Below are 26,332 nucleotides of genomic sequence, written 5' to 3'. Positions count from 1 at the left end.
CGACTATTGCGGGCGTGCTGCCGTCCCTACACTCGACGGCATCACCAATCGAGCTGATGCACAGGGGAAACCGGCCATGGAACGCATGCTGCAAGCGATGGAGGTATTTGCGCGGATCGTCGAGTGCGAGAATTTCACGCGTGCGTCGAGTCTTCTCGGCATACCGAAGGCCTCGGCGAGCTTGCTGATCCAGCAGCTCGAAGTCCATCTGCAAGTGAAGCTGCTGCACCGGACGACGCGCCAGGTTCGACCCACCCCGGCCGGCATGACCTTCTACGAACACTGCCTCAAGATACTCCTCGCCATCACCGACGTGAAATCCGTGATCGGGTCCAGCGCGGGCAAGGCGAGCGGCAAGCTGCGTGTGGAGCTGCCGGGCGATATCGCACGCCAGCTGATGCCGCACCTGACCCAATTCCGGCATGAGTATCCGGACGTCAGCCTGCAGATCTCGACACCGCGGCACGCCTCGAACCTGATCCGCGATGGCATGGACTGCGCGATCAGGCTGGGCGAACTCGAGGATTCCTACAGTTTCAGCCGCCGGATAGGGAGCTACCGCCTGATCACCGTGGCAAGCCGGCTCTATCTGTCGCGGCATGGATGTCCTGCCAAGGTAGAAGACCTGGCGGGGCATCGCACGGCTCACGCCGCACAGCACGGTGCCGGCCGCCCTTGGGAGTTCGCGTTCGAGCTTGGCGGCCGCCACACGCGGCATCCTGTGCCGGAGTCCATCGCCTTCGACGACATGGACCTGCTGTTGCACTACGGTCTCCAGCATGGTGGCGTCATTCAGGTCTGGGATGCGGTGGCACGACCCTATCTGGCCAGCGGCCGGCTCGAGGAAGTTCTCGCCGATTGCCGACCCGGCGTCCTCCCGATTCACGCCGTCCACTCGTGCCGAACGCGGGAATCCATGTCGCTGCGCGTGTTCGTCGACTGGCTGTCCGCCGCGCTCGAAGCCGAGCATTGAGCCGGCGGTCAGGATCGCCTGGCACCATTCCCAGTCTCCACGATGCCGCACGTACATTTCGCTTGACATCTATAATCCGGGTTTTCAGGCAGCGGTAGGGGTGGAAAGGATGCATCGGATCGGCTACTTCCTGACAGATGGCTTCCAGGTCATGGCCATCGGCACCCAATCGGTGTTCGAGTTCGCCAACGTCGTGGCGCGTGAGCGTGTCTACAGCGTGACGAACTACTCTCTGGATGGCGGCGAGGTGCAAGCGTCCCTCGGCGTTTCCGTCAAGACGACACCCGTGCATGCGAGCAGCGAGGCCGACACCTGGATGATCAGCGGCATCGTCGATCCGACCCAACGCACCAGCACCGCCCAGGAACTGGATTTCGTGCGGACGGCGTCGGAGCAGTCACGCCGCACGGCGGGCCTCTGCACTGGGGCCTTCGTGCTGGCAGATGCCGGCCTGCTCGACGGCAAGCGGGCGACCACACACTGGGCGTTCGCCGAGGCGCTGCAGGCGCGCTGCCCTGCTGCGCGTATCGAGCCTGACCATATCTTCGTGGCGGATGGCGCAATCTGGACGTCCGCCGGCCTGACGGCAGCGATGGACCTGGCCCTCGGGCTGGTCGAGAAGGACCTGGGCAGCGAGGTGGCCACCAAAGTCGCTCGCGTCATGGTGATGAACCAGCGGCGCGCGGGCGGCCAGCCCCAGCAGTCCGAGCTGCTCAAGCTCGCCCCCAAATCCGACCGCATCCAGACGGCGCTCGAATATGCGCGCCAGAACCTGTCGCGGCCGTTACGCATCGATGAACTGGCGCGGGCCGCACATCTCAGCACCCGGCAGTTCCAACGCATCTTCCAGTCCGAGACGGGCCACTCCCCGGCGAAAGCGGTTCAGCAGCTTCGCATCGAAACGGCACGCACCATGATCGAGCGCGGGCGCCATTCCCTGGAAGTGATCGCGCGGGAAACCGGCTTCCGCGATCGCAATCATCTGCGAGAGGTCTTTGTTCGCACCTATGGCGCAAGCCCGCAAGAATTGCGCAGGGATGCCAGGACGCTGATCGCCGCCTAGCGAGCGTGGCGGCAGGCGATCCCCCCTCAGCCCCGCAACGTCACCGAAGGCAGCTCCCCAAACTCCCGCTGGTACTCGCGCGAGAACAGGCTCAGGTGGGTGAAGCCATGCCTTAGGGCGATGGCGGATACCGCGCCCCGTTCCAGGGTGGCGCGCTGGAGGTCCGCGCGCGCGGCCTGGAGGCGCAGCACGCGCAAGTATTCCATCGGCGTGGTGTTCTTGGCCTTGCGGAAGCCCAGTTGCAGGGTGCGCTCGCAGACGCCGCAATGGGCGGCCAGCGCGCCGAGCGTGATTGGCTTGTCGAGGTGGGCGCGCAGGTAGCGGATGGCGCAGCGCACGTAGGCCGGCAGGGCGGCGTGGAAGCCGCGCGGGAGCAGGCTGCCGTCATGGCCGAACTGGTCCACCAGCAGCGTGCCGAGGATCAGCCGCTCGATGGCGGCGTCAGTGGCCGGCAGCGCGGCGCCATGCGCGCGGGCGTCGAACTCGGTGCGCAGCCATACCATCATGGCCTGCCAGCGCGGCGTATCCACGGCGCGGAAATCGAAGACCAGCGGCGCCGGCGCGTCGAAGCTGAAGCATTCCAGGAACGCCGCTTCCAGCGCCTGCCGGCGGATGACCACGCTGAAGCGCTCGCAGTCGGCATCAGGCTGTAGCCGCACCGGCAGCGAAGGCGAGAACACGCGCACCGCGCCCACCGGCATCTCGTCGGCGCTGCCCTCCATCACCAGCCGGCAGCGGCCCGCCGTCACGGTCTGGATCACGAATTCGTCCTTGCCGACGCGCGGCTCGATCTCCATCGCCCGGCCATAGCGCGTGGTGGCCAGCGTCAGGTGACCGATCTGGCACGTGCGCAGCTGCACGTCGGGCGTCGCGTCTTCGGCGTTTCCGACGCTTTCCCCTACATCGAGCCGCGTGGGCCCGAACACCCGCGCGGAGAGCGACTGCACGTGGTCCAGCGCCCGCGCGCGGCCAGCGTGGGCCGTGTTGCCTGTCTGCGATGCGGCGCGCTGCGTCATGGCACGTCTCCGGTGAGGTGCGGCCATCGTAGGAGCCACGCTCCGCTCGGGCAAGTCAGGGAAACCCGCTGTGCCGTGCCCCTGTCCGGATCTCGCGCGGTTTCGTTTCGATGCTGGCGGCTTCGTATCGATGCTACGGCCGCCGCGCCGCGCTCGCTACTGTCAGGGCAGGCGGCCACGCGGCTGCCGGCGGCAGCACGGCCCGACCACGATCGGCCGGCCCGCCCTTCCAACATGGCAGGAGACAACCCCATGCAACCCCCAATCCACCCCGTCGACCAGATGCTGCCCGCCCGGGCGATGGTCTCGCTCGGCTTCCAGCACATGCTGGTCAGCTACCTCGGCGCCATCGCGGTGCCCATGATCGTGGCCGGCGCGCTCAAGATGACGCCTGCCCAGACCACGCTGCTGATCAGCACCGCGCTGTTCACCTCGGGCATCGCCACGCTGCTGCAGACCGTGGGGTTCTGGAAGTTCGGCGTGCGGCTGCCGTTGATGCAGGGCGTGGCGTTCGGCTCGGTGGGGCCGGTCATCGCCATCGGCAGCGACCCCGCACTGGGCTTCAACGGCGTCTGCGGCGCGGTGATCGGCGCCGGCATCATCACGCTGTTCCTGGCGCCGGTGATCGGCCGGCTCAAGCGCTTCTTTCCGCCGGTGGTGAGCGGCTGCATCATCACTGCAGTGGGGCTGTCGCTGTTCCCGGTGGCCTACCAGTGGACCGGCGGCGGGCACGGCGCCAAGGAGTTCGGCTCGCCGATGTTCTTCGTGGTGGCGTTCGGCACGGTCGCGCTGATCCTGTTCGTGAACAGCCACGGCGGCAAGCTGGTGCGCAGCCTGGCGGTGCTGATCGGCCTGCTGGTCGGTGGCGTGGCGGCGTGGCTGCTCGGCATGGGCAATTTCGACGAAGTGGCGCGCGCGCCGTGGTTCACCCTCGTCACGCCGTTCGCGTTCGGGCTGCCGACCTTCAACGCCGGCGCCATCGCCACCATGGTGATCGTGATGGTGGTGCAGATGGTCGAGTCGATGGGGTTGTTCGTGGCCATTGGCGACATCGTCAAACGGCCCGTCACCGAGCGCGAGGCCACCAACGGCCTGCGCGCCAACGGGCTGGCCAGTGCCATCGGCGGCATGTTCGCCGCGTTCCCGTTCATCGCCTTCATGGAGAACGTGGGCCTGGTGATCGTCACCGGCGTGCGCAGCCGCTGGGTGGTGGCCACCTGCGGCGTGATGCTCTGCGCGGTGGCGCTGGTGCCGAAGATCGGCGCGCTGTTCTCGTCGATCCCCTCGGCCGCGCTCGGCGGGGCCACGCTGGTGATGTTCGGCGTGGTGGTCGCGGCGGGCATCCGCACGCTCGGCCAGGTGGACTACGAGCGCAAGCCGGCCAACCTCAGCGTGGTGGCCATCACGCTGGGCTGCGCGTTGATGCCGGTGATCATGCCGTCCCTGCTCGCCAAGCTGCCGGCCGCGCTGCAGCCGTTCGTCCACAGCAGCGTGATCATTGCCTGCGTGGTGTCGGTCTTCCTCAACCTGCTGCTCAACGGCATCCCGGCGCGCGACGAGGAGCCGGCGCTGGCCGTCGCGCCCGAGCACATCCCGGAGATGTAAGCCATGACCCCTCCCCTCTCCCCTTCCCCGCAAGGCAACCTGCTGGTGCGCGGCGCGGCGGCCGTGATGACCGGCCGGGCCGGCGCCGCGGCACGCGCGGGCGCCGTCGACATCCGCATCCGTGATGGGCGCATCGCCGAACTGGCGGCCGGGCTCGTGCCGGGCGCCGACGAGACGGTCATCGACGCCACCGGCTGCGTGGTCTACCCCGGCTGGGTCAACACCCACCATCACCTGTTCCAGAACCTGCTCAAGGCGGTGCCGGCGGGCATGAATGCCGATCTCCAGGCATGGTTGGCGAGCGTGCCCTACCCCCGGCTGGCGCGCTTCACGCCCGAGTTGTTCCGCACGGCGGTGCGGCTGGGCATTGCCGAGCTGCTGCTGTCCGGCACCACCACCTGCGCCGACCATCACTACCTCTACCACCACGGCCACGGCGCGGAGACCGGCGACGCGTTGTTCGAGGAAGCCGAAGCGCTCGGCATGCGGCTGGTGCTGTGCCGGGGCGGTGCGATCCAGTCGGCCAGCGACCATCCCGGCATGCGCGCGACCGCGCTGGTGCCGGAGACGCTCGACGAGATGCTCGGCGATATCGAACGCCTGAAAGCCCGCTACCACGACGCCGCGCCAGACGGCCTGCGCCGCGTGGCCGTGGCGCCGACCACGCCCACGTTCTCGCTGCCCCCCGTGCTGCTGCGCGAGGTAGCCGGCTTCGCCCGTGGCATGGGGCTGCGGCTGCACACGCATCTGTCGGAGACCGACAAATACGTGCGCTTCTGCGCGGAGAAGTACCGCTGCACGCCGGTGCAGTTCGTGGCGGACCACGACTGGCTCGGCCCGGACGTCTGGTTCGCCCACCTCGTCACCGTCACGCCGGACGAGATCCGCATGCTCGGCAGTACCGGCACCGGCATGGCCCACTGCCCGGTCAGCAACGCGCGGCTCGGCAGCGGCATCGCGCCGGTGCGGGCGATGGCCGATGCCGGCGTGCCGGTGTCGATCGGCGTGGATGGCGTGGCGTCGAACGAGTCCGGCAGCATGGTGCACGAGGCCAATTTCGCTTGGCTGGTGCACCGGGCGCTCGGCGGCGCAACGCAGACCCGCGTGGAAGAGGTCATCCACTGGGGCACGGCCGGCGGCGCCCAGGTGCTGGGCCTGCCCGGCGTGGGCACGCTGGCGCCGGGGCAGTCCGCCGATCTGGCGATCTACGACGTGGGCGGCCTGCGCTTTGCCGGCTTCCACGACATCGCCACGGCCCCGGTGGCGGCGGGCGAACCGACCCCAGTACGCGATGTGTTCGTGCGCGGCCGGCACGTCGTGCGCCAGGGCGAGGTGGTGGGGCTCGACGTGGAGAAGCTGCGCCGCGAGGCGCGCGACGCGCTGGAAGTGCTGATGGCGTAAGCGGCTTGCCGAAAGCCGCCGCAGGGTGCGGCGGCGTTCAGGGCTTCTTCTCCGCCGCCGAGGCTTCGCGGAATGCCTTCTCGCCGGCGGTGGATATCTCGACCCACTTCTTGTCGGGCGCTGCGCCGTCCACGTAGCTGTCGTGCCAGTTCCACCATTTGTAGGTGGGCGTCTGCGGGTAGCCTTCGGGCGAATCCTCCCAGAGTTCCTGACGCCCCAGCGGGGTGATGTCGAGGCAGTTCCAGGTGTTGCCCATCTGCTCGTCGCCGCGATTGTTCAGGAAGTAGGTGCGAAAGATGCGGTCGCCGTCGCGGAAAAAGACGTTGGTGCCATGCCATTCGTCTACACCAAAGTCGGCATCGAAGCGGTCCGTGATGGTGAACCACGGAATGTCCTTCCAGCCCATGCGCGCCTTCAGCCCCGCAATCTCCGCCTGCGGCGCGCGCGAGACGAACACCATCGTCGTGTCCCGGGCGTTCAGGTGGGCCGGATGGGCGATCTGGTCGGCCACCAGCGAGCAGCCCCGGCAGGCATGCTCGGGCCAGCCGTGCACGCCGGGCTCGTAGAAAGCGCGGTAGACGATGAGCTGGCGCCGGCCGTCGAAGAGGTCCGCCAGGCTGCGCTTGCCGTCGGGCCCCTCGAATGTGTAGGGGGTGTCCACCGCCATCCACGGCATGCGGCGGCGCTCGGCGGCCAGCGCGTCGCGGGCGCGGGTCTGGGCCTTCTCCTTCACCAGCAGCGCCTGGCGCGCTGCCTCCCAGGCGTCCGGCGATACCACCGGCGGGGTCTTCATGTCCTTGGTTGATGTCGTCATGGTTCGCGATCTCCTATGCGGGGCGATTCCGGGCAAGTTTGGCACCGGGTGCCGGGATTGGGGAGTAACAAGGCTGACGGGATTGTGTAGAAATCGCCGCCGCAAATGCCGCCTCCGGCACAACCTGCGCACTTATGCGCCGTCATCGTCACAATCGCTCATCCGTGGGGGCACGTCGTCTACGACTCCGGGATGATGGCGTCGCCGTCCGGTATAGCGCCGGCCCCCTCCCATCCGCCGCCAGCCCTTGCCAGCACTGGCCGCGCGGCGGTCGATACCCACGTCTGATGGATTCCCCCCCGCCGGCCTTCCAGAATGAACCGGACCGTCACGGCTCCTGTCATGGGGACAGCGACCGCGCCGCACGGACCGCCTTCAGGAGGCACAAGCACATGGACGTCCGGACCATCCGGGAGCGCGCGTTCGCCGCGCCGCTTTGCAGCCCGGCCTATCCGATGGGACCGTACCGCTTTCTCCATCGGGAGTTCTTCGTCATCACCTACCGCACCGACCCCGAGCGGCTGCGCGCCGTGGTGCCGGAGCCGCTCGAGATTGCCGAACCGGTGGTCCACTACGAATTCATCCGCATGCCGGACTCCACCGGCTTTGGCGACTACACCGAGTCCGGCCAGGTGATTCCGGTGATCTACCAGGGCCGGCGCGGCAACTACACCCATGCGATGTTCCTCGACGATCACCCGCCGCTGGCGGCGGGGCGCGAGCTGTGGGGTTTTCCGAAGAAGCTGGCCACGCCGCGCCTGGCGGTGGAGACCGACACGCTGCTGGGCACCCTCGACTACGGTCCGGTGCGCGTGGCCACCGGCACCATGGGCTACAAGCACAAGGCGCTGGACCAGCAGGAGGTGCACGACGCGCTGGCGAACACGCCCAACTACCTGCTGAAGATCATCCCCCATGTGGACGGCACGGCCCGCATCTGCGAGCTGGTCTGCTACTTCCTCAAGGATGTGGACGTGAAGGGCGCCTGGAGCGGCCCAGCCGCGCTGTCGCTGTTCCCGCACGCGCTGGCCCCGGTGGCAGACCTGCCCGTGCTGGAGGTGCTGGGCGCGAAGCACTATGTGGCCGACCTGACCCTCGGGCTGGGCGAGGTGGTCTTCGACTACCTCCAGCGCTAGCCCCAATCCCTTTTCTCTTTCCCTTCCCCTCTTTCGGAGAAACAAACATGAAGCTCCAAGGCAAATCGGCCATCGTGACCGGCGCGGCAAGCGGCATCGGCAAGGCCATCGCAGAAACGTTGGCCCGTGAGGGCGCGGCCGTAGCCGTGGCCGATCTCAACGCGGACGCCGCCAACAAGGTCGCGGCCGAGATCGAGGCCGCTGGCGGCCTGGCCATGGGCGTGGCCATGGACGTGACCAACGAGGATGCCGTCGAGTCCGCCACGGCGGCGGTGGCGGAGCGCTTCGGCGGCGTGGACATCCTGATCTCCAACGCCGGCATCCAGATCGTCGCCCCGATCCACGAATACAGCTTCGCGGACTGGAAGCGCATGCAGGCCATCCACCTCGACGGCGCCTTCCTGACCACGCGCGCGGCGCTCAAGCATATGTACCGCGACAACCGGGGCGGTACGGTGATCTACATGGGCTCGGTCCATTCGCACGAGGCTTCCCCGCTGAAGTGCGCCTACGTGGCCGCCAAGCACGGGCTGCTGGGCCTGGCGCGCGTGGTGGCCAAGGAAGGCGGCGAGCACAACGTGCGCTCGCACGTGATCTGCCCCGGCTTCGTGCGCACGCCGCTGGTGGACAAGCAGATTCCGGAGCAGGCGCGCGAGCTGGGCATCAGCGAGGAAGAGGTGGTGCGCCGCGTGATGTTGGGCGGCACCGTGGATGGCGTGTTCACCACCGTGGAGGACGTGGCCGAGACGGCGCTGTTCCTGTGCGCCTTCCCCTCCACCGCGCTGACCGGGCAGTCGTTCGTGGTCAGCCACGGCTGGTACATGCAGTAAGGGCGACGGGCGCCCCGTGGGAAACCCCGGGGCGCCACACGCCAACCGAGGCGAGGAGAAGACATGTTTCTCGAGAAGCAACCCCTGCAGGGCAGCTCCGGCGCCGCGCGGGCAAGAATCGAAGTGGATCGCGGCTATGCCGTGCGGGCGCTGGTGCTGCAAGGCGGCGGCGCGCTGGGCTCCTATCAGGCGGGCGTCTACGAAGGGCTGGCCGAGGCCGGCATCGAGCCGAACTGGGTGGCGGGCATCTCCATCGGCGCGCTGAATGCGGCCATCATCGCCGGCAACGCCCCCGAGCACCGGGTGGCGCGGCTGCGCGAGTTCTGGGCCCATATCTGCCGGCAGCCCTGGCTGCCCAGCCTGTTCCCGTACGAGACGATTGCCGACAGCGCCCAGCACTGGCCAGACCCGCTGCGCATCTGGTTCGATGGCATCGAGGCCGCACGCGCACTGGTCGAGGGCCAGCGCGGCTTCTTCTCGCCGCGCGTGTGGCGCACGCCGGGCGCCCACAGCGCGAGCTACTACGACACCTCGCCGCTGAAGGCCACGCTGGAGCGCTTTGCCGACTTCGACCGCATCAACCGCCATGCCGACATGCGCGTGTCGGTGGGCGCCGTGAACGTGCGCACGGGCAACTTCGTCTATTTCGACAATACCCAGATCACGCTGCGCGCCGAGCACTTCATGGCCTCCGGCGCGCTCCCGCCCGGCTTTCCGGCCGTGGAGATCGACGGCGAGTACTACTGGGACGGCGGCCTGGTCTCCAATACCCCGCTGTCGGCCATCCTGCAGGCCAAGCCGCGCCGCAACGCGCTGATCTTCCAGGTGGACCTGTGGAGCGCCCAGGGCGCGCTACCGGAAGACCTGATGGCGGTGGCCACGCGCCAGAAGGACGTGCAGTATTCCAGCCGCACGCGCCTCATTACCGACTCGATGAGCGAGCAGCAGAACTTCCGCCGCCTGCTCAACGACGTGCTGGCGCTGGTGCCCCCGGCGCGCCGCCAGACCGAGGCCTACCTGCGCGCGGCGGCAAGCGCCTGCGACGCCCGTCGCAACGTGATCCAGCTGATTTACCGCGATAAATCGTTCGAAGGCAGTGCGAAGGACTTCCAGTTCGGGCCGCTGACGATGCGGGAACACTGGACCAGCGGGTTGGACGATATCCGCGACACGCTGAGCCGTCCGGAATGGCTGGCCATGCCCCCGCATGAGGAACCGTTCGTGACGCACGACATCCATCGGCAAGAGGCCGAGGACGATCAGTAACTCAGTAACCCATCGCCGCCGGCTGGGCCGCGCCATCTCCCGGGCGCGGCGCGGCCGGGCTGGCCCCGCGTGGCGGGCACAGGCCGAGTTCCAGCGCCATCTTCACCAAATCGGCGAAGGTGCGCGCTGCCATCTTGCGCATGGCCCGGGCGCGATGGATCTTGATGGTGACCTCGCTGATCCCCATTTTTCCGGCAATCTGCTTGTTCATCAGGCCCGAGGCGGCCAGCGTCATCACTTCCCGCTCGCGCTCGCTGAGCGTGGCATAACGGGCGCGCAGGTCGTCGCCGCATTGCAGCGCGTGACGCTTGGTGCGATCGACGGCAATTGCCGCCGACACCGCGTCGAGGAAATCCTGGTCCCGGAACGGCTTGGTCAGGAAGTCCACCGCGCCGGCCTTCATCGCCCGCACCGACATCTCGATATCGCCATAGCCGGTGATGAAGACCACCGGCAGACACATGCCGCGCTGGTTCATCTCGCGCTGCACCTCCAGCCCGTTGGCCACCCGCAGGCGCACGTCGAGCACCACGCAACTGGGCGAGTCGTCGATTTTCACCGCCAGGAACTCTTCCGCCGTGAGGAAGGAGCGCGAGCGCATGCCGACGGAGCGCAGCAGGTTCGCCAGGGCGTCGTTCATGCCGGGGTCGTCATCGACGATGTAGATCAGCGGTTCGAGGGGGGCGCAGCCGTGAGGGGACTTCGGTGGCAGGGATTTCACGATGGGCTCCGGGTCTTGCAGACAACAATTTCAGTTGCTGGAAGTCTAGGCAGGCAGACGGCAGCCAACAAGACGCATGCCCGGGAGGCCGCGTTTCCAAGTCCGCACCAATCGCCCCGGATACGGACGACAAAAAAAGAACCGACGGCCCCGGAGGAGGAAGCCGTCGGTCAAACGGGATGGAGGAGACAGGATGGAGAGAAGCGGGACGACTTAGAACGTGATGTTCGGGTTCCCGGCGGCCAGCGCCTGCTCACGCACGGGCGCGGGCGGGTAGATCCACTGGGTGTTGATCATCATCTTGCGTTCCTTGCCTTCGGCGTGCGTCAGCTTGACCTGACGGTCCCAGCCTTCGGTGTAGACCGCGCCCCAGCTGCCCAGGTCCAGGCAGGTGGCGTAGAACGGCTGGCTGTAGTCGAGCGTCGGCAGGCCCAGCAGGTCGGCGGCCACGTTGTGGCCGGCAAAGCGGCCCATGAACAGCGCGTGCTGGCAGGACATCAGCGAGTAGTGGTCCTGGTCGTCGGTGAGCGCGCGCACCACGTCGCCGGCGCCGAAGACGTCCTTGGCGCCGATCACGCGGAGGTCAGGCGTCACGTCCATGCGGCCCTGGCGGTCCAGGTTCGGGGACACCTGCTTGGTCAGCGTGCTGGCGACCATGCCGCCGGTCCAGATGATGGTGTCGGTGTCGATGCGCTCGCCGGTGGCCGTGACCACGCCGGTGGCGTCCATCGACACCACACCGGCACCCAGGCGGGTTTCGATGCGTAGCTGGTCCAGCGCTTCCAGAATCTGCGGACGCGGGCCCGGGCCGAGGTCGGGGCCGATGGCCTCGATACGCTCCACGACCACGATGCGCGGCTGGTAGTCCTTGCCGAAGATGGCGCGCAGGCGCTCGGGCAGCTCGGTCGCCACTTCCAGGCCGGTGAAGCCGCCGCCGACCACCACGAAGGTATTGCGGGAGGCCGTGCTCGGGCGCGCGGCCAGGCCCTGCAGGTGCTCGCGCAGCTTCACGGCCTCGTCGATCTGGTCCACCGCGAAGGCATGCTCGGTCAGGCCCGGCAGGGGCGGACGGAACAGGCGGCTGCCGCTGGTCAGCACCAGGCGGTCATAGCTGACCGACTGCGTGTCGCCGGAGGTGGTGGTCACATCGACGCTGCGGTCGCCCGGGTGAATCCGGTCGACGGTGCCTTCGATGAACTTCACGTTGACCGCGTTCAGCAGCGGCAGCAGGGGCACGGCCATCTGCTCAGGCTGGGCTTCATGCAGGCGGGGGCGCACGTGCAGCTCGGCCTTGGGCGACACCAGCGTGATCTCGACCACGGTGTCCGCGTTGCGCTCCATGTCCACGACACGCGCCGCACCGAGTGCGGACCAGACGCCGGCGAAGCCGCCACCCACAATCAGAATCCTTTGTTTCATGGTCGTTTCCTCTTTATCTCAGCCAGGGGTGCCGCCGGGCACGGCAGCGATGGGATACCTACGGGAGGGCAGGGCACCGCTGCAGTGCGGGGACACTGCGGCGGTGCGGCTTGGTTGCCGTCCTGCTTGGGATGAATCGTAGGTGGAGGGGCGGTGGACCGGAAGTACCGCCACGGTACGCATGCTGTTGCCGCGCAGGCACCAATCGAGGGTGTACTCAGTGGGCGATGGCGATGACGCTTCGCATGCCCTCGCGGGCCATCTTGGCGTAGGGGCACATGCGCTCGGTATTGCGCACAAGCTCCTCGGCCACGTGCCGTTCCACACCCGGCATGCGGATGCGGACGTCCGCGATCAGCGCGTAGGCGCCATCGGCGGGGTCGCGCCCGAACGCGACCTCGACGGCCACGGTCATCGCTGCGACATCGACGTGCGCACGCTTCGCGATCAGGCTCAGCGCGCCGTGGAAGCAGGCGGCAAAGCCCGCCGCGAAGAGCTGCTCGGGATTGGTGCCGCTGCCCGGGCCGCCCAGCGCGGCGGGCAGCCGCAGGTCCAGCATCAGATTGCCGTCATCGGATCTCGCCACCCCGGATGCACGGCCGTGCTCCGCCGTGCCGCCCGATACCGTGACGGTGGTCGTATACAGCGCGGTGAAGCCCTGGCCCCGGTATCGGTCGAGCAGCGTCAGCGGTGGAGGTTCCAGCCTCTCGTTATCCATCGTGTCTCCCGGCTGGTTGTTATCGATGCATCCAGTCGCTGAAGCTGATGTGGCCGAGCCGCGCCTCCCCTTCCGGCACCAGCGTGCCCTCCTGGAGTTCGGCGCCGAAGTAGCGCGCGTCCGGATCCGCCACGGCGGTCTTGGTAGCGCCGGTGGCCTTGAGGTAGCGCTGTACGAGGTCGCTCATCTGGAAACGCTCCGGGCCGGCGATGTCGACGATGCCGTTGACCGGCGCGGCCAGGGCGGCGTCCGCCACGGCGTCTGCCACGTCATCCGAGGCAATCGGCTGGATCAGCGCGGGCGTGATGCGCAGCGTGTCGCTGTCTCCCGCCGACTGGACGATGGCGCCGAGGAATTCGAGGAACTGCGTGGAGCGGACGATGGTGTAGGGGATGCCGGCGCCCCGGATCAGCGCTTCCTGGGCGATCTTGCCGCGGAAATAGCCGCTCTGCGCGAGCTTGTCCGTGCCGACCACCGACAACGCCACATGATGGGCGACCCCGGCGGCCTTCTCGGCGGCGGCCAGGTTGCGGCCGGACGTCTCGAAGAAGTGCAGCACCGCGTCGTCGGCGAACGACGGCGAGTTCGCCACGTCCACCACCACCTTGGCACCGGCCAGCGCCTTGTCCAGCCCTTCGCCGGTCAGCGCGTTGACGCCCGACTTCGGCGAGGCCGCCACCACGTCATGCCCTTGCGCGACGAGACGCGCCACGACCTTCGTGCCAATGAGGCCGGTTCCGCCAATGACCACAATCTTCATGATGCTTCTCCTTGCTGAGTGCTGCGTTGCCGAGGGGGGATGAATTCACCCTCATGCTAGACACCGGCGGCGCGTGGCGCCAGACCGACGCCAAGCGCACGGTGTTTCCTGTTTCGCACCAATCACAAGGAGACGTACAAGAAGAAGGCTAGCGGTTCACCTGCAGGCGGTATTCGCTGGGGGAGAGGCCGAAGTGGCGCTGGAAGGTCACGCGCATGCGCTCCTCGCTGCCGAAGCCGCATTCGTTGGCAATCTGGTCGATGGCCCGGTTCTGGTCCTGGAGCGCCCGCCGGGCGGCTTCGAGCCGGAAYAGCTCCACGCCCTTGGCCGGCGTGCGGCCGGTCTTCTGCTTGTAGACCCGTGCGAAGTTGCGCGGGCTCATGCCGACATAGTCGGCCAGCTGCTCGACGGAAAGCTCGGCCCGGGACAGGTTTTGCACGATCCACATATGGAGCGACTCGAACACCGGCACCTGCCGGCTCTGCGTGATCAGCATCTCGCTCAGTTGCGGCTGCGCGCCGGGCCGCTTCATGTACACCGCGAGTTCCTTGGCGGTGTTCAGCGCCACCTCGTGGCCGTAGTCGGCCTCCACCATGGCGAGCGCGAGGTCGATGCCGGTGGTGACGCCGGCCGAGGTCCAGAGATGCTGCTGTTGCACGAAGATGGCGTCGGCGTCCAGGTCCACGCTGGGAAACAGCTCGTGGAAGCGGTCGCGCATCGCCCAGTGGGTGGTGGCACGCTTGCCGTCGAGCAGGCCGGCGAAGCCCAGCAGGAAGGCGCCGGTGCACACGGACGCCACGCGCCGGACCTTGCACGGCGCGTCGTGCAGCCAGGCGATCAGCGACGCCGAATGCTGGGCTACGTCGATGATCTTCGGGGAGCCCGGCACGATCACCGTGTCGACAAGGCGCAGATCGAACGTCTCCAGCGACTCGACCTGCAGCATCGTGCCTTCCGCCGACGGTACGGCGCCGCCATCCAGGCTGGCGGTATGACAACGGTAGCCCGCCAGCCCGTGCTCGTGCGCGTAGCGGGAAGCGGCCCAGAACACGGTTTGCGGTCCGGCCAGGTCGAGCAGGCTCACTTCGGGATAGACCACGAAAAGAATATTGCGTGGCATCTGTTCAATGTTCCCTGCGTACGGCGTAGGTGTCTGGCCCATGGCTGGTAGCGCTGAAATCGGTGGATGTTAAGTCTTGCGGACAATCTGGCGCAAGACCGTGACCGGCGGATGTCGGGCTGCCTGGTGGACCCGGCGGACCCGGCGGACCCGGCGGCACGTGGCGCAGATCGATCACGGCCTGCATCAGCGCAGGGCGTTCGACCATGCCGAGGTAGGCACCGTCCCGGGTCACGACCAGCGGGTCCGCCGGGTGCCGGTGCAGCGTCGGCGTCAGTGCCCGCGCCAGCTCGATGACCGTGGCATCGATGCAGAGCCGGTGCGGCGCGTGCGAGACGAACTGCACGCAGTGTTCGCGATGGATCCAGCCCCGGTAGCACGGCAGCCGCACCACATCGCCAATCAGCTCGCGGCAGATCACCCCCACCGGCACCTCCCCCCTCAGCACGGCCACCGCGCTGGCGGTGGGATGCTGGGCCAGGATCCGCAGCGCGTCACCCAGGGACTGCGTGTGCTGCACGGCGGGAATTCGGCGCAGCAGGGTCGGCAGCACAGCCGTTGGCACGCGATACGGGTCTTGTCTCATCGGGGAGTCGGGGGGCCCACGCTGGCGCAGGCTGGATCGGGACACTGTCAGAGCGAGTCTAGTCAGGCGCGGGATGGTGAACAAGACACCTGGCGCGGCCACGAAGTTTCCCCGTACGCACCAATCGCCCGGCCGATGCCCGGTACGTGCCGAACGCGGCTGGCAGCTTGGCAGGAATTATGGGAACGCTGTCATTTACGTCACATTGGCCCCTAATTACCATCGAAGCAAGTCCAGAACAGGCCGAAAAACCGGCCGGCATCGAAGTCTTTAGTGAGAAGCAAGCATGAACAATGCAGTACGCGTCGCGGTGGTGTACCACAGTGGGTATGGTCACACGCGCCGACAGGCGGAAGCCGTGCACGCGGGCGCCGCCAGTGTCATGGGGGTAAGGAGCGTGCTGATTCCCGTGGAAGACGTCGACGCGCACTGGAAGGACCTGGAATCGGTCGACGCGGTCATCTTCGGCACGCCCACCTATATGGGTAGCGCCTCCGCGCAGTTCAAGGCGTTCATGGACGCCTCGTCGCAGACCGTGTTCGCCACCGGCGCCTGGAAAGACAAGGTGGCCGCCGGTTTCACCAACGCGGCCTCGCGCTCCGGTGACAAGCTGAACACGCTGCAGCAACTGGCGATTTACGCCGCGCAGCTCGGCATGCACTGGGTCAACCTGGGCCTGCCGCCCGGCCACAACCACTCCGGCTCCACCGAGGACAGCATGAATCGTCATGGCTACTTCCTTGGCGCGGCGGCCCAGAGCGATGCGGATGTCTGCGCCGATGACGGCGCCACCGCGGCGGACCTCAAGACTTCAGCCTACCTGGGTGCGCGCGTGGCGCGTGTGGCCCTGCAACTGGCGGCCGGCCGGGCCGAGTTGGCCAAGCTGTCGCTGGCGGCGTAATCACCGCGGCGGCCCGCGCACCGGCTCCGGGTGGGTGCCCTTAGGTGGGCACGCTCAGGCCGCTTCCTGCGCGGCAGCCAGGTAGCCGTGAATCTGCGAGACGACCACAGCCCCTTCGCCCACGGCGGTGGCCACGCGCTTGGTCGATCCGGACCTCACATCGCCGATGGCGAAGATGCCCGGCACGCAGGTTTCCAGCGTGTTGGTCGGCTGTCCGGCCAGGGTGCCTGTCAGCACGAAGCCCTTCTGATCCAGGCCCACCTGGCAACCGCCCAGCCATGCCGTATTCGGGTCGGCGCCGGTGAACAGGAACACATGCTGAATCGCTTTCTTCTCTTCCACACCCGTCTCGCGGTTGCGGAGCACCACGCCGGTGAGCCGGGCGTCGCCGCTCAGGTCCGTCACTTCGGTGTGCGCATGGACGGTGATGTTGGGCTGCGCGGCGATGCGGTCGATCAGGTACCGGGACATGCTCTGTTCGAGGCTCGCCCCCCGGATCACGATATGCACGTGCGCGGCGTGCGCGCCGAGGAACACGGCGGCCTGGCCGGCCGAGTTGCCGCCGCCCACCAGCACCACTTCCTGGCTGGCGCAGAGCTTGGCTTCCACCGGCGATGCCCAGTAATAGAGTCCCCGGCCCTCGAACATCGCCCGGTTCGGGATCGGCGGGCGACGGTAGGCGGCGCCGCTGGCGATGATCATCGTGCGCGCGCGCACCGTATCGCCGGCCTTGGTGCGCACCTTGTGCACCGTGCCGCAGTCCAGCCGGGCGACTTCGACGGGGCTCGCGATATGCGCGCCGAACTTCTGCGCCTGGGCGTAGGCATTGGCGGTCAGCGTGTGGCCCGAGATGCCCGCCGGAAAGCCGAGGTAGTTCTCGATGCGCGCGCTGGCGCCCGCTTGCCCGCCGGGCGAGAGGGCGTCCAGCACGATCACGCGCAGGCCTTCGGACGCCGCGTAGACGGCGGCGGCGAGTCCCGCCGGGCCGGCGCCGATGATGCCGACGTCGTAGACGCGGTCCTTGTCGAGTTCGGGCAGCAAGCCGAGGCAGGCCAGCACCTGCGTGGTATCGGGGCGGCGCAGCACCGTGCCGTTGGGGCAGATCATCAGCGGGAGGTCGGCCTCGTGGGCGTCGAACTTGCGCAGCATGCCGGCGGCGTCCTCGTCGGTGTCGAGATCGAACACCGAGTAGGGGTAGTTGTTGCGGCGCAGCAGCGCCTGGAGTTCGACCATGGCGGCGTCGCTGCCGTGGCCGACCAGCGACGGGCCGCGCCCGCGCTGGATCATCGCCGTGCGGCGCAGGATCAGCGCCTGCATGATCAGTTCGCCGAGCACCGCCTCCGCCACCATCAGGGAGCGCAGGCAGGCCGGGCGCACGACGATGGCGCGCACATCCTCCATGGCGATGCCGTCCACCAGTTCCGGCATGCCGGAAAGCTGGCCGATCTCGGCCAGGAAGTTGCCCGGGCCGTGTTCCGTGACCAGCGTGCTGTCGCCGATGCCGTCACGCTGGACGATGCGCACCCGCCCTTCCACCACCAGCACCAGCCCGCTGGCCGGGTCGCCGGTGCGCACCACCAGTTCGCCGGCACGCCAGGTCCGTTCAGCGCCATAAGGCGCGATCCGGGCGATGTCTGCGGCGGTCAGGTGCGGGTACATCTGCCGACGATGAAACGCAATGACCGGAGCGCCCGGTTGCTCTCCCGACGCATCGCCAGCGGCGGTGGCGGAAGTGAGGGGGTTCGGGAGGGTGTCCATGGCGTTTTCGAGGGTGAGGTGGGCTTGGATTGCAGAGTAGCAGTCCGGCCCCGGAAACTCAGTCATGCACTCGGCGACTCCCGTACGACTTACGTATATCGATCCGCAACCGCTTCGACTGGGGAACAGCAGGAATGAACCGATCCGACACATTGGACCCGGCGGCAGGCGTGGCATCGATCGTCCCGGCGACGCCCTTGGCGCCCGGGGAGGCCATGGAACGTGGCTTCCGCGTCAGCCTCCCGAATCGCGCCGATGCGCTGTCCACGGGCTTTGCGGCGAGCTACGCCGGCATCATGGCCTTCATGGCGGTGGCCAGCGAGGGCAGCTTCGCCAAGGCCGGCGAGCGCCTCGGCATCGGCCGCTCGGCGGTGAGCCGCAACGTGCAGAAGCTGGAGACGCAGCTGAGCACGCGGCTGTTCCTGCGTACCACGCGCACCACACAACTGACACGCGAGGGCCAGCGCTTTTTCGAGAATTGTCATCAGGGCGTCACGCATATCGTCGAGGCCATGAACGACATGCTGGAGCTGCGCGAAGGCCCGCCGCGCGGCATGATCCGCATCAGCGCCACCGTGGGCTTTGGCCGGAAGGTGGTGGCACCGCTGCTGGAGCCATTCATGGCCGCCTATCCCGAGATCGCCATCGAATTGCTGCTCGACGACCGGCCCACCGACTTCGCCTCCGAGCAGGTCGACGTGGCCTTCCGCAACGGACGCATCGAGGACTCCAGCATCATCGCCAAGCAGCTGATTCCGATGCAGATGGCGCTGTGCGCGTCGCCCGCCTACGTGGCGCGGCACGGCCTGCCCGATGCGCTGGAAGACCTGAGCCGGCATACCTGCATCAACTTCCGCTTTGCCAGCGGGCGGGTCTTCGAATGGGAGTTCAAGGTGGAGGGGCAACTGCGCAAGGTCATGCCGACCGCGCGGCTCACGTTCAACGACGCCGACCTGGTCCTGCATGCGGTCCTGCAGGGCTGGGGCATCGCGCAGCTGGCCGGGTACCAGATCGCCGAGCCCTTGGCCGCCGGGCAACTGGTGGTGGCGATGGGCCGCTACGCGCCCGACGACCGCGGGCACTATCTCTGCTACCTGAGCCGGCAGCACCTGCCCACGCGCATCCGCGTGTTTATCGACTTCATGACCGATGCGATCCGCGCGCAGGAGCTGAACTGCCTGACCGACTTCAACCCCGAGCCGGATCTGATCCCGGCGCCGATCGGTTGAGTGCCGCCGCGACGAAGTCGATGAACACCTTCGCGCGGACGGGCAGGCGCCGCCCGAAGCTGTGCAGCACCTGCAGCGGCACGGGCCGCAGGCCGACATCCGGCAGCACCACGCGCAGGCGGTTGGCGTCGAGATCGGCCTGCACGGCCGTGCGCAGGATCTGGGCGATGCCCAGCCCGTTGACGGCGGCGGTGCGCAGCGCTTCGCCGCTGTCCGAGTCGAACGCGCCTTCCAGCGGCACGCGCGCCCCATCGGCAAAGGCGATCGGCACCACCTGCCCGGCCAGCCGGTAGCGCACGTGCCGGTGCGCGGCCAGATCCGCCACCGTGCGTGGCACGCCGTGCCGCTCCAGATAGTCCGGGGAGGCCACCAGCACCAGCGGCAGGTCGGCCAGCGGCTTGGCGAACAGGCCGCTGTCGACCACCTGCCCGGCGCGCAGGGCCAGGTCGAAGCCTTCACGAATCAAATCGACATGCTGGTCGCTGACGCTGACCTCCAGCGCCAGCCGGGGATGGCGCGGCATCAGGATCGCCGTGACCGGCCCCAGCAGCGAGCGCGCGAGGTCGCTCGGCATGCTGATGCGCAGCGTGCCCACCGCCGTGGACGGGGTGCCCAGCACCTCGGCGGCCTCCTCCAGCCCCCGCACCAGCGACGCCACGCGCCCGTAGTAGGCCTGCCCCTCGTCGGTCAGCTCGAAGGCGCGCGTCGAGCGGTGGAACAGCTTCACGCCCAGCCGCGCCTCCAGCCGCGCAATGCTCTTGGACACCGCCGAGGGCGTGGTGCCGAGCCGCCGCGCGGCGGCCGTGAACGAGCCCGCTTCCACGGCGCGGACGAAGGCGGACAAGCCATGCAGGCGTTCGATCGACATTGATGACAGGTTGGCACAAGTGATGGGTCTATTGTAGGGCTGGGAGGCCCCGGCCCGCTCTGGCTAAATGCGTAGGCAAACCCATCAGGGTTATCGAGGAACGCATATGAACACGCTAGCAGGAAAGGTCGCCGTCGTTACCGGCGGCAACAGTGGCATCGGTTTCGCCATCGCCCGTCAATTCGTCGACCAGGGCGCCCATGTGGTGATCGTCGGGCGCCGCAACGACGCCGTGGAGGCCGCCGTGGCCGAACTGGGCGCGAAGGCAGTCGGCCTGACCGGCGACATCGCCGATCTCGCCACCCACGACCGCGTGGCCGCCCTCGTTGCCGAGCGCTTCGGCGGCGCCGACATCTACGTGGCCAACGCCGGGATGAACATCATCACCGAATCCGCACAGGTCGGCATCGACGAGTACGACACCCACTTCGCCACCAACACCCGGGCGGTGTTCTTCGGCGTGCAGAAGATTGCGCCGGTGCTGCGCAACGGCGGCGCGGTGCTGCTGGTCAGCTCGATTGCCAGCGGCAAGGTGCTCGACGGCCACGCGGTCTATGCCGGCAGCAAGGCCGCCATCGAAGCGTTCGCGCGGAACTGGGCGCTGGAGTTCAAGGGACGCGGCATCCGCGTCAACGTGATCAGCCCGGGCCCGACCGAGACGCCGATCCTGGCCAAGCTGGGCGTCGGCCCGGCCGAGCGCCCCGGCTTCGAGGCCGCCATGGCCGCCGCCATCCCGCTGGGCCGGCTGGGCCGCGCCGACGAGGTGGCATCGGCCGCCGTGATGCTGGCAGGCAATGCCGGGAGCTTCATCACCGGCGTGAACCTGCGCGTGGACGGCGGCATCTCGCTGACCTGAGCCGGCTGATCCGGGCGCAGAAACGAAGAAGCCCGCCGGAAGGCGGGCTTCTGTCATGCGTACAGCGGTGTAGTGCTTACTGCGGACGGTTCACCGAGATGTCGAAGAACGGCACCGGCGCGCTGAGGCTGATCATCACGCCCAAGCCGGTGTTGTTCAACGTCATGGCAATCCCCTCGCGCAGGCCGTTGGCGGCCGCGCGATAACGCAGACCCGGCACCGGGCTGTTCTGCGTCCAGCTGTCCGGACGGCCGTCGCCGCGCAGGCGCGAGTAGACGCCGGTCACCGGATCTGCCGCAGTGATCGTCGTCGATGCCGTTTCCATCAAGAGCGTGCTGTCGGCGAAGGCCGTGAGGTCCCAGTACGAATTCTTCGTGCCGACCACCGGCATCGCGCGGGCAATCGCCTTGGTGGCGATCATGATGCCGTTCGGCTGTGTGATCACGACCGTGAGCTGGCCGTCCGTGCCCTTGAACGCCACGGCTTGCGCAACGCCCGAGGTGTCCGTCAGGTCGAAGCCGCCAGTGGGGTTGACCGTGACCGTGCCCAGATCGGCGTCGAGCCATGGCGTGCAGGTGCTGGTACCCGTGCAATCCGCGCCGGCGGTCATCTTGCCGGCGGCATTCAGGGTGAACTTCACACGCGCGGGCGCGTACGGCACGCTGGGGTCGTCACGCTCGAAGCCCAGGCCGTTCCAGTCGCCAGCCAGTTCAGCCAGCGGCAGGGTCTGCGCCGGGACGATCAGCGGCGGGAAGACCGTGGGGGCACCGACACCCAGGCTCGGCACCACCATCATGCCGATGCCCGACTTCGCCACCATGATGTCCAACGCCATCGGGGCGGTGCCGAACGTGAAGTGGCAGGCGTCGCCGACAACCGGGGTCAACGGCGTGGGGGGAGCAATTTCGATACCGTCGGCGAAGCTGGTCACGGGAACGAACGACGTCGTGTCGGCGTTGAACTTCATCGGCCCGATGATGCCGCCCGTCACCATGAAGTAGTTGCCCGTGCGCAGGCCCGCGCAGGTGGCCGAGGCCGGCTGGAGAACCGTGCCGATGGCGGTCGCGCCGGCGTTGCTGCCCACTGCCGACGACAGGTCGGCCAGCGTGGTCTTCGCCGTGGCCAGGCGTGCCATCAGTTGGTCCAGCAGCTTGTCCAGCGCATTGCCGGCGTTGCCGCCATTGGCGGCCACCAGCGGTGCCTTGAACGGGTCGATGCCCGTCAGGTCGACCACGCCGGTCAGGACCAGGCTCACGGCATTGTTGGCCTTGGTCAGGCCGTCCGCGGTGATGAGGTTCTGGGCATTCTTGTCGAACTGGGTGAAGAACGTCGTAGTGCTCCCGCCCGCCAGCGAGGCGGTCAGCAGTTCGGTCAGCGGCGTGATGTTGGCCACGGCGCTGGTGCCGGAGCCGCCTTCCACCACCGAGTGCAGCGTCGTGCCGTCCGGCGTGGTCACGGCCAGCACGCACGGACGCACAGCGTTGTCGATATTGAGGGTGAACGTGCCGTCAGCGGCCGTGGTGGCCGTGCCGCTACCCGTGGCGCATTTCGCCTGGACCGTGGCGCCAGCCAGCGCCGCACCGACCGCAGCCGTGCCGCTGATCTTGGTGGTCACCGGCGCGCTGCCCGAACCGCCGGCCGGCGTGCTGGTGGTGCCATCCCCGGAGCCGCCGCCGCAGGCCGAAAGCACCGCAGCCGCCAAACCCGTCAACAAAATCCTCGATTTCATCCCTGACCTCTTTCTTATGATGTCTTTCCCCGCGCAGCGACCCGCAGCGCGTACCCGCGGGCAAATCTACGATGCCCGGCGGCGTGGAGTGTCAGGGAGTGGTCTTGCGCCGGCCAACCCGCTGTGGGGGGATTGACAACACAACAGGATTGGCACGTTTCGGCGATTTTGTCTCAAATCGCAATAATGCGTTATTCGACACCTGAATCCTTGTCAGAGCGGCGGCAGCCGCCGCCTGACCGGCTGGGATTTGACGATGGACGAACTGGTCTCCGCCATATCGGTAATCCGCTCGAGAATATGGTCCAGGTGCTCGATGGAGCGGAGGTACAGCCGTCCGATAAAGCAGTCGTCCCCGGTCACCTTGTCGCATTCGCCGAATTCCGGAATCGATTCGATCAGCTTCTGCACCTGCTGGAGCTTCCCCGGCAGCGGCCGGATGCGGACGATGGCCTGCATCGGGTAGCCGAGCGTGCGCGGTTCGGCATCCACGGTAAAGGCGCGGATCACCCCGCGCTCCTCCAGCCGCCGCAGCCGCTCCGACGCCGCCGGCGACGACAGCCCCACCTGCTCCGCCAGCGCCTTCACCGGCATGCGCGCGTCCTGCTGGAGCAGCGCCAGGATACGGCGGTCCAGATCGTCGATCGACATAGGAAATTTCCCCCTTTTGCCTAATTAAGTAAGGAATATAGGCGACTTGCCTACATTCCGGCATGGGCAGCGGGCGGACGACCTCGTAAACTGCCTAGCCTCGATAGGAGGATTCGCAGTGGACGAGCGCAAACGCGGGATGATGGAAATGGTGGCGGCGATGGTCATCTCCGGCACCATCGGCTGGCTGGTGGTGGTGTCGGGCCGCCCGGTGACGCAGGTGGTGTTCTGGCGCTGCGCGTTCGGCGCGGCCGTGCTGCTGGCGGTCTGCGCCGCCAAGGGCTACCTCAAGCCGGGCACGCTGAACCGCCGCCAGTTGCTGCTCGCGGTGGCGGGCGGCGTGGCCATCGTCGCCAACTGGCTGCTGCTGTTTTCGGCCTACGCGGGGGCGTCCATCTCGATTGCCACGGCGGTCTACAACACCCAGCCGTTCATGCTGGTGGCGCTCGGCGCGGTGTTCCTGCGCGAGCGGCTGACACTGGCCAAGCTCGGCTGGCTGCTGCTGTCCTTCGGCGGCATGCTGCTGATTGTGCAGGCCAAGCCCGGCGCCGGCGCGCCGCACGGCGACTACCTGGTCGGCATCCTGCTGGCGCTGGGCGCGGCGTTCTGCTACGCGCTGGCCGCGATGTTTGCGAAGCAACTCAAAGGCACGCCGCCGCATCTGATCGCCCTGATCCATGTGATCGTCGGCACCGTGATGCTGCTGCCGATGGCGGTGTCGTCGGATTTGCCGTCCGGCCTCGTGCCGTGGGCCACGCTGACCACCATGGGCGTGGTCCATACCGGCCTGATGTACATCCTGCTCTACGGCGCGATTCAGAAATTGCCTACGCACCTGACCGGCGCGCTGTCCTTCATCTATCCGATCGTCGCCATCCTGGTGGACCGGGTGGCATTCGGTCACCAGTTGCACCCGACCCAGCTGGTCGGGGCGACGCTGATCCTGCTGGCCGCCGCCGGCATGACGCTGGGCTGGCCATGGCGCAAGCCGGCAGCAATGGTGGAGGTGGAGGGCAAGTCCTCAACGTGAGGCGGGGTCTGGCGCGCCGATGCGGTCGAGCGCCGCGAGCACGTCCGGCGCCAGCGCCAGCGTGGCTGCCTGCAGGTTTTCGCGCAGATGGCCGACCGACGAGGTGCCCGGGATCAGCAGGATATTGGGCGACCGGTGCAGCAGCCAGGCCAGCGCCACCTGCATCGGCGTAGCGCCCAGCGAGCGCGCGATATCCGCCAGCGCCGTGGACTGGATCGGCGAAAACCCACCCAGCGGGAAGAACGGCGTGTAAGCGATGCCCTGCCGCGCCAGATCGTCGATCAGCGCCTCGTCGTGGCGGTGCACGAGGTTGTACTGGTTCTGCACGCAGACAATCTTCGTGATGCGCTGCGCCTCCGCCACCTGCGTGGCAGTGACATTGCTCAGTCCGATGTGGCGAATCAGGCCCTTTTGCTGAAGTTCGGCCAGCGCCACCACCTGCCGCTCCAGCGATCCTTCGGACGGCGCGTGGATATCGCCCATCGCCCGCAGATTGACGATGTCCAGCGCCTCCAGCCCCAGGTTGCGCAGGTTGTCGTGCACGCCGCGCGCGAGGTCTTCCGGCTCCAGCGCCGGAATCCAGGCGGCATCCAAGCCGCGCACCGCGCCCAGCTTGGTCACGATCAGCAGATCGTCCGGATACGGGTGCAGCGCCTCGCGAATCAGCTGGTTAGTGATATGCGGGCCGTAGTAATCGCTGGTGTCGATATGGTTCACGCCCAGCGCCACGGCCTCGCGCAGGACGGCGATGGCGGCGTCGCGGTCCTTCGGCGGGCCGAATACGCCGGGGCCGGCCAGTTGCATCGCGCCGTAGCCGAGGCGGCGAATGGTCCGGCCGGCCAGCGAAAAGGTGTTCAGGGGTTGGGATGCCGACATGACGCGCTCCTTGGAAGTGGGTGAAGCGAGTATGAGAGCGATTGCGCTGTTCGATAATCCCATCTAGATTGCACAGGTTGTTCAATAATCTGCACAGTTCGTGCCATTGCTGCGATGGAATTCAACGACCTTGCCGCCTTTGTTTCAGTCGCCCGCGCGGGCGGGTTCCGGGATGCTGCACGGATCGGCGGGGTATCCGCATCGAGCCTGAGCATTGCCGTGCGCCGGCTGGAAGCGCGGCTCGGCCTGCGGCTGCTGAACCGCACCACGCGCAGCGTGGCGGCGACCGAAGCCGGGCTGCGCCTGCTGGAGAAGCTGACGCCGCTGTTCAGCGAGATGGAAGCCTCGCTCGACGTGCTGAACCTGTTCCGCGACAAACCCACCGGCACGCTCCGGCTCAACGTGCCGTCGAGCGTGGCCACGCTGGAGCTGACCGCGCTGCTGCCCCGCTTTCTTGAGACTTATCCCGATATCCGCGTCGAGGTGATCGTCGAGGACAGCTTTGTCGATCTGCTGACGATTGGCTGCGACGCCGGCATCCGCTATGACGAGCGGCTGGAGCAGGACATGATCGCCGTGCCGATTGGCGCGCGCGTGCAGCGCTTTGCGACGGCTGCGGCGCCGTCCTATCTGGATCGGCACGGCCGGCCCAGCCATCCGCGCGAACTGCTCGGCCACGCCTGCCTGCGCGGCCAGTTCGCCGGCGGCGCCATGCCGCCGTGGATCTTCGAGCGCGATGGCGAGGTCGTGACGCTGGACCCGCCCGGCCCGCTGGTCGTGAAGCCGGCCGCCGCCTTCCACCTCGCCTTCGAGATCGCCCTGGCGGGCGGCGGCGTGGTCCATTTCTTCGAGGGCGGCCTGCGCCGCTACCTCGATAGCGGCGCGCTGGAGCCCATCCTGGAGCCGTGGTGGCAGACGTTCTCCGGGCCGTTCCTCTACTATCCCGGCCATCGCCACGTGCCCGCCCCGCTGCGCGCTTTTATCGATTTCGTGAAGGCGGCGTAAA

25 protein-coding genes are annotated in these 26,332 nt (G+C 67.8%); 12 read left to right on the top strand and 13 right to left on the bottom strand.

All coding sequences use genetic code 11. The features are described from left to right. Positions 1–76: 76 nt before the first annotated feature. Together AC1DP9_RS11240 and AC1DP9_RS11235 are read left to right on the top strand one after the other, a co-directional pair. Positions 77–973 carry a LysR family transcriptional regulator gene (locus tag AC1DP9_RS11240; RefSeq protein ID WP_092294088.1) on the top strand — a complete coding sequence of 299 codons (897 nt, stop codon included), beginning with the start codon at positions 77–79 and terminating at the stop codon, positions 971–973. A 109-nt stretch (positions 974–1,082) separates the two neighbouring features. Beyond that, a complete protein-coding gene (locus AC1DP9_RS11235) occupies positions 1,083–2,036 on the top strand; it encodes a GlxA family transcriptional regulator (protein WP_477107361.1) in 954 nt (317 codons plus the stop codon). A gap of 26 nt (positions 2,037–2,062) precedes the next feature. On the opposite strand, the gene AC1DP9_RS11230 is transcribed toward AC1DP9_RS11235, so the two are convergent. After that, positions 2,063–3,052: an AraC family transcriptional regulator gene (locus AC1DP9_RS11230; protein WP_477107360.1), complete on the bottom strand. Its 990-nt coding sequence runs from the start codon at positions 3,050–3,052 to the stop codon at positions 2,063–2,065. A gap of 252 nt (positions 3,053–3,304) precedes the next feature. On the opposite strand from AC1DP9_RS11230, the gene AC1DP9_RS11225 reads away from it, so the two are divergent. Then, a complete protein-coding gene (locus AC1DP9_RS11225) occupies positions 3,305–4,657 on the top strand; it encodes a nucleobase:cation symporter-2 family protein (protein WP_477107359.1) in 1,353 nt (450 codons plus the stop codon). A 3-nt stretch (positions 4,658–4,660) separates the two neighbouring features. Then, positions 4,661–6,058: an amidohydrolase family protein gene (locus AC1DP9_RS11220; protein ID WP_477107358.1), complete on the top strand. Its 1,398-nt coding sequence runs from the start codon at positions 4,661–4,663 to the stop codon at positions 6,056–6,058. Positions 6,059–6,095: 37 nt separating this feature from the next. Here the strand turns inward: AC1DP9_RS11220 and AC1DP9_RS11215 are convergent, their stop codons facing one another. Beyond that, positions 6,096–6,872 (bottom strand): DUF899 domain-containing protein, encoded by a 777-nt coding sequence (locus AC1DP9_RS11215; protein WP_477107357.1) that lies wholly within the window; start codon positions 6,870–6,872, stop codon positions 6,096–6,098. A 392-nt stretch (positions 6,873–7,264) separates the two neighbouring features. Between AC1DP9_RS11215 and AC1DP9_RS11210 the strand changes: the two genes are divergently transcribed. The 3 genes from AC1DP9_RS11210 (at position 7,265) to AC1DP9_RS11200 (ending at position 10,104) form a co-directional block, all read left to right on the top strand. Next, on the top strand, positions 7,265–8,008 hold the full coding sequence (locus tag AC1DP9_RS11210) for an acetoacetate decarboxylase (protein ID WP_477107356.1): 744 nt from the start codon (positions 7,265–7,267) through the stop codon (positions 8,006–8,008). A 47-nt stretch (positions 8,009–8,055) separates the two neighbouring features. Continuing rightward, positions 8,056–8,838, top strand: a complete 783-nt coding sequence (locus tag AC1DP9_RS11205; RefSeq protein WP_092294102.1) for a 3-hydroxybutyrate dehydrogenase — start codon at positions 8,056–8,058, stop codon at positions 8,836–8,838. Positions 8,839–8,901: 63 nt separating this feature from the next. Then, a complete protein-coding gene (locus tag AC1DP9_RS11200) occupies positions 8,902–10,104 on the top strand; it encodes a DUF3734 domain-containing protein (RefSeq protein WP_477107355.1) in 1,203 nt (400 codons plus the stop codon). A 1-nt stretch (position 10,105) separates the two neighbouring features. On the opposite strand, the gene AC1DP9_RS11195 is transcribed toward AC1DP9_RS11200, so the two are convergent. From AC1DP9_RS11195 to AC1DP9_RS11170, 6 genes are all read right to left on the bottom strand, one after another. Continuing rightward, entirely contained in the window at positions 10,106–10,825 is a 720-nt protein-coding gene (locus AC1DP9_RS11195) for a response regulator transcription factor (protein WP_255370790.1), read from the bottom strand. A gap of 213 nt (positions 10,826–11,038) precedes the next feature. Beyond that, positions 11,039–12,244 carry an NAD(P)/FAD-dependent oxidoreductase gene (locus AC1DP9_RS11190; RefSeq protein ID WP_477107354.1) on the bottom strand — a complete coding sequence of 402 codons (1,206 nt, stop codon included), beginning with the start codon at positions 12,242–12,244 and terminating at the stop codon, positions 11,039–11,041. Positions 12,245–12,461: 217 nt separating this feature from the next. After that, positions 12,462–12,962 (bottom strand): Ohr family peroxiredoxin, encoded by a 501-nt coding sequence (locus AC1DP9_RS11185; RefSeq protein ID WP_092294108.1) that lies wholly within the window; start codon positions 12,960–12,962, stop codon positions 12,462–12,464. A gap of 19 nt (positions 12,963–12,981) precedes the next feature. Then, a complete protein-coding gene (locus AC1DP9_RS11180; RefSeq protein ID WP_441591207.1) occupies positions 12,982–13,722 on the bottom strand; it encodes an SDR family oxidoreductase in 741 nt (246 codons plus the stop codon). A 148-nt stretch (positions 13,723–13,870) separates the two neighbouring features. Beyond that, positions 13,871–14,842 carry a GlxA family transcriptional regulator gene (locus tag AC1DP9_RS11175; RefSeq protein ID WP_255370791.1) on the bottom strand — a complete coding sequence of 324 codons (972 nt, stop codon included), beginning with the start codon at positions 14,840–14,842 and terminating at the stop codon, positions 13,871–13,873. 4 nt (positions 14,843–14,846) lie between these two features. Further along, entirely contained in the window at positions 14,847–15,428 is a 582-nt protein-coding gene (locus AC1DP9_RS11170) for a CBS domain-containing protein (protein ID WP_441591205.1), read from the bottom strand. A gap of 286 nt (positions 15,429–15,714) precedes the next feature. On the opposite strand from AC1DP9_RS11170, the gene AC1DP9_RS11165 reads away from it, so the two are divergent. Continuing rightward, on the top strand, positions 15,715–16,329 hold the full coding sequence (locus tag AC1DP9_RS11165) for a flavodoxin family protein (RefSeq protein ID WP_092294117.1): 615 nt from the start codon (positions 15,715–15,717) through the stop codon (positions 16,327–16,329). Positions 16,330–16,383: 54 nt separating this feature from the next. Here the strand turns inward: AC1DP9_RS11165 and AC1DP9_RS11160 are convergent, their stop codons facing one another. After that, positions 16,384–18,087 (bottom strand): FAD-dependent oxidoreductase, encoded by a 1,704-nt coding sequence (locus tag AC1DP9_RS11160; protein ID WP_092294119.1) that lies wholly within the window; start codon positions 18,085–18,087, stop codon positions 16,384–16,386. Between the two features lie 215 nt (positions 18,088–18,302). Between AC1DP9_RS11160 and AC1DP9_RS11155 the strand changes: the two genes are divergently transcribed. Next, positions 18,303–19,316, top strand: a complete 1,014-nt coding sequence (locus tag AC1DP9_RS11155; protein ID WP_477107494.1) for a LysR family transcriptional regulator — start codon at positions 18,303–18,305, stop codon at positions 19,314–19,316. On the opposite strand, the gene AC1DP9_RS11150 is transcribed toward AC1DP9_RS11155, so the two are convergent. Continuing rightward, on the bottom strand, positions 19,276–20,184 hold the full coding sequence (locus AC1DP9_RS11150; protein WP_477105199.1) for a LysR substrate-binding domain-containing protein: 909 nt from the start codon (positions 20,182–20,184) through the stop codon (positions 19,276–19,278). The two genes, AC1DP9_RS11155 and AC1DP9_RS11150, sit on opposite strands and share 41 nt — an antisense overlap. 106 nt (positions 20,185–20,290) lie before the next feature. Between AC1DP9_RS11150 and AC1DP9_RS11145 the strand changes: the two genes are divergently transcribed. Continuing rightward, a complete protein-coding gene (locus AC1DP9_RS11145; RefSeq protein ID WP_092294125.1) occupies positions 20,291–21,040 on the top strand; it encodes an SDR family NAD(P)-dependent oxidoreductase in 750 nt (249 codons plus the stop codon). A gap of 76 nt (positions 21,041–21,116) precedes the next feature. Here the strand turns inward: AC1DP9_RS11145 and AC1DP9_RS11140 are convergent, their stop codons facing one another. Both AC1DP9_RS11140 and AC1DP9_RS11135 read right to left on the bottom strand, forming a co-directional pair. Then, positions 21,117–22,769 carry a hypothetical protein gene (locus AC1DP9_RS11140; protein WP_477107353.1) on the bottom strand — a complete coding sequence of 551 codons (1,653 nt, stop codon included), beginning with the start codon at positions 22,767–22,769 and terminating at the stop codon, positions 21,117–21,119. A gap of 213 nt (positions 22,770–22,982) precedes the next feature. Continuing rightward, positions 22,983–23,420 (bottom strand): Lrp/AsnC family transcriptional regulator, encoded by a 438-nt coding sequence (locus AC1DP9_RS11135; protein ID WP_092294129.1) that lies wholly within the window; start codon positions 23,418–23,420, stop codon positions 22,983–22,985. Positions 23,421–23,538: 118 nt separating this feature from the next. On the opposite strand from AC1DP9_RS11135, the gene AC1DP9_RS11130 reads away from it, so the two are divergent. After that, entirely contained in the window at positions 23,539–24,450 is a 912-nt protein-coding gene (locus AC1DP9_RS11130; RefSeq protein WP_441591202.1) for a DMT family transporter, read from the top strand. Here the strand turns inward: AC1DP9_RS11130 and AC1DP9_RS11125 are convergent. Beyond that, complete coding sequence (locus tag AC1DP9_RS11125) at positions 24,442–25,326, bottom strand: aldo/keto reductase family oxidoreductase (protein ID WP_477107352.1); 885 nt, start codon at positions 25,324–25,326, stop codon at positions 24,442–24,444. The two genes, AC1DP9_RS11130 and AC1DP9_RS11125, sit on opposite strands and share 9 nt — an antisense overlap. A 114-nt stretch (positions 25,327–25,440) precedes the next feature. Here AC1DP9_RS11125 and AC1DP9_RS11120 point away from each other — a divergent pair, with 114 nt between their 5' ends. After that, positions 25,441–26,331, top strand: a complete 891-nt coding sequence (locus tag AC1DP9_RS11120) for a LysR family transcriptional regulator (protein ID WP_092294135.1) — start codon at positions 25,441–25,443, stop codon at positions 26,329–26,331. Position 26,332 lies beyond the last annotated feature (1 nt).

The organism is Cupriavidus sp. 01L43 (assembly GCF_056399925.1).
This window is presented reverse-complemented; position numbering and strand designations above follow the sequence as displayed.

Coding starts and splice junctions, on each gene's coding strand:
- AC1DP9_RS11240 (WP_092294088.1), top strand. CDS start 77: ATGGAACGCATGCTGCAAGCGATGGAGGTATTTGCGCGGATCGTCGAG.
- AC1DP9_RS11235 (WP_477107361.1), top strand. CDS start 1,083: ATGCATCGGATCGGCTACTTCCTGACAGATGGCTTCCAGGTCATGGCC.
- AC1DP9_RS11230 (WP_477107360.1), bottom strand. CDS start 3,052: ATGACGCAGCGCGCCGCATCGCAGACAGGCAACACGGCCCACGCTGGC.
- AC1DP9_RS11225 (WP_477107359.1), top strand. CDS start 3,305: ATGCAACCCCCAATCCACCCCGTCGACCAGATGCTGCCCGCCCGGGCG.
- AC1DP9_RS11220 (WP_477107358.1), top strand. CDS start 4,661: ATGACCCCTCCCCTCTCCCCTTCCCCGCAAGGCAACCTGCTGGTGCGC.
- AC1DP9_RS11215 (WP_477107357.1), bottom strand. CDS start 6,872: ATGACGACATCAACCAAGGACATGAAGACCCCGCCGGTGGTATCGCCG.
- AC1DP9_RS11210 (WP_477107356.1), top strand. CDS start 7,265: ATGGACGTCCGGACCATCCGGGAGCGCGCGTTCGCCGCGCCGCTTTGC.
- AC1DP9_RS11205 (WP_092294102.1), top strand. CDS start 8,056: ATGAAGCTCCAAGGCAAATCGGCCATCGTGACCGGCGCGGCAAGCGGC.
- AC1DP9_RS11200 (WP_477107355.1), top strand. CDS start 8,902: ATGTTTCTCGAGAAGCAACCCCTGCAGGGCAGCTCCGGCGCCGCGCGG.
- AC1DP9_RS11190 (WP_477107354.1), bottom strand. CDS start 12,244: ATGAAACAAAGGATTCTGATTGTGGGTGGCGGCTTCGCCGGCGTCTGG.
- AC1DP9_RS11185 (WP_092294108.1), bottom strand. CDS start 12,962: ATGGATAACGAGAGGCTGGAACCTCCACCGCTGACGCTGCTCGACCGA.
- AC1DP9_RS11180 (WP_441591207.1), bottom strand. CDS start 13,722: ATGAAGATTGTGGTCATTGGCGGAACCGGCCTCATTGGCACGAAGGTC.
- AC1DP9_RS11170 (WP_441591205.1), bottom strand. CDS start 15,428: ATGAGACAAGACCCGTATCGCGTGCCAACGGCTGTGCTGCCGACCCTG.
- AC1DP9_RS11165 (WP_092294117.1), top strand. CDS start 15,715: ATGAACAATGCAGTACGCGTCGCGGTGGTGTACCACAGTGGGTATGGT.
- AC1DP9_RS11160 (WP_092294119.1), bottom strand. CDS start 18,087: ATGGACACCCTCCCGAACCCCCTCACTTCCGCCACCGCCGCTGGCGAT.
- AC1DP9_RS11155 (WP_477107494.1), top strand. CDS start 18,303: ATGGAACGTGGCTTCCGCGTCAGCCTCCCGAATCGCGCCGATGCGCTG.
- AC1DP9_RS11150 (WP_477105199.1), bottom strand. CDS start 20,184: ATGTCGATCGAACGCCTGCATGGCTTGTCCGCCTTCGTCCGCGCCGTG.
- AC1DP9_RS11145 (WP_092294125.1), top strand. CDS start 20,291: ATGAACACGCTAGCAGGAAAGGTCGCCGTCGTTACCGGCGGCAACAGT.
- AC1DP9_RS11140 (WP_477107353.1), bottom strand. CDS start 22,769: ATGAAATCGAGGATTTTGTTGACGGGTTTGGCGGCTGCGGTGCTTTCG.
- AC1DP9_RS11135 (WP_092294129.1), bottom strand. CDS start 23,420: ATGTCGATCGACGATCTGGACCGCCGTATCCTGGCGCTGCTCCAGCAG.
- AC1DP9_RS11125 (WP_477107352.1), bottom strand. CDS start 25,326: ATGTCGGCATCCCAACCCCTGAACACCTTTTCGCTGGCCGGCCGGACC.
- AC1DP9_RS11120 (WP_092294135.1), top strand. CDS start 25,441: ATGGAATTCAACGACCTTGCCGCCTTTGTTTCAGTCGCCCGCGCGGGC.